The sequence below is a fragment of the Rhodoferax sp. RT5P35 genome, assembly GCF_056521385.1.
The window spans coordinates 1-1,467 of the sequence record NZ_JBWMAX010000114.1 but is presented as its reverse complement, the minus strand read 5'-3'; the positions used below and the strand labels follow the sequence as shown (position 1 = coordinate 1,467).

General features: G+C 63.3%; 3 protein-coding genes and 1 pseudogene. All 4 read right to left on the bottom strand.

Annotated elements, in window-relative coordinates:
- Positions 1–384 (bottom strand): FAD-dependent oxidoreductase (locus tag AC097L_RS24120; protein WP_479589258.1); only part of this gene is annotated, 384 nt, incomplete at its 3' end.
- Positions 384–548 (bottom strand): rubredoxin, encoded by a 165-nt coding sequence (locus AC097L_RS24115; RefSeq protein WP_315209063.1) that lies wholly within the window; start codon positions 546–548, stop codon positions 384–386. The genes AC097L_RS24115 and AC097L_RS24120, both read right to left, overlap by 1 nt.
- Positions 549–626: 78 nt before the next feature.
- Positions 627–1,118: a rubrerythrin family protein gene (locus AC097L_RS24110; RefSeq protein ID WP_479589257.1), complete on the bottom strand. Its 492-nt coding sequence runs from the start codon at positions 1,116–1,118 to the stop codon at positions 627–629.
- Positions 1,119–1,260: 142 nt separating this feature from the next.
- Positions 1,261–1,467: pseudogene (locus AC097L_RS24105) on the bottom strand (HAD family hydrolase); the annotation flags it as partial.

The following is a 1,467-nucleotide window of genomic DNA, read 5'->3' as shown; positions in this document are numbered from 1 at the left end:
ATTGACCGACAGCACCTGGTCCGCCGCCGCGCCCGCCAGCGGCACGCGGATGGGCTGCGCGCCGGTGGCCAGCACCAGGTCACGGTAGCCCAACGGGCCGGTGCTGGTATGCACCACCTGAGCGGCGGTGTCGATGGCGGTGACCTGGGTGTGCGACAGCAGGGTGACGCCCAAATTCTGCGCAATGGTAGCCGCCGGGGTGGTCACCAGCTGCGCCGGGCCGCGCTTCTGGCCAAACGCGTTGGACAGCGTGGGCTTGGCGTAGAAGTCGCCCGCGTCCGCGGTGACCAGGGTGATGGGCGTGGTGGTGTCGAGCTTGCGGAACTCGCGCACCGTTTGCCAACCGGCTAACCCCGCGCCGATGATGAGGAGCGGCTGGTCCATTAAATTTCGACGGGCTCGAAGTCGGCCTTGGCCACGCCGCAATCAGGGCATTCCCAACTGGCGGGTACGTCGGACCACAAGGTGCCTGCGGCAATGCCGTCTTCGGGGCGGCCTGCGGCCTCGTCGTACACAAAGCCGCAAACGATACAGATATAGGTTTTCATCGGGGTTCCTTCAATTTATGTAAAAAGTGCCTCTAGCGCTTATTCAATGAGCGTGAGCAGCTATTAAAAACGTAGTGATTATGCCGTGGCCGTCAGGCTGTCCAGGTGGGCCTGGTAGTGGTTGGCGTGGCGCTCTTCCACCTTGGCCAGGGCGGCAAAGCGTTTTTGGGCCTTGGCCAGGGTGGCAGCGAACTGGGCGGCGTGGACCTTGGACTCTTCGATCTGCTCGTCCATCTCGGCCACGGCGGCGGCATTGCCCTCGGCTTCGGCGGTGGCGCGAAAGCCGGGGTACATCTCGGTGTACTCGTAGGTTTCGCCGTCGATGGCGATTTGCAGCGCCTTGGCCGGGGTCATGCTGGCCTTGGGGTAGAGCAGGTCCAGGTGGCCAAAGGCGTGCATCACTTCCTGGTCGGCGGTGGCCTCGAACACCTTGGCGGTGGCTTCGTCGCCCGCTTCCCGCGCCAACTTGGCGAAGTAGCGGTACTTGATGTGGGCCATGGACTCGCCTGCGAAGGCGGATTCGAGGTTGGCGAGGGTTTTGATTTCTGGGCGTTGGCTGGCGACGGACATCGTGGGCTCCTGTGGGGGTTGGTCGTTGTGAACAGGGGCAATCTTACGGCCAATCGATTCACATAGACAATTGACAAATAACAATTGATTGTTAGTTTCTATCAATGACCCGCCGTTACATGGTGGCGCTGCCCACCCTGGCCTACACCACCCAGCCCGCCAGTTGCTCCATATCGGTGAACGTGCAAAACGCCCCTGCGTCCATCAGCGCCTGCGCATCCACGTGGTCGGACGTGGCAGGGGCGTAGCCAAACACCGTGGCCCCGGCGGCCACGCCTGCGCGCACGCCGGTGGTGGTGTCTTCCACCACGGCGCAGCGGGTGGGGTCTACTTTCAGTGCAGCAGCGGC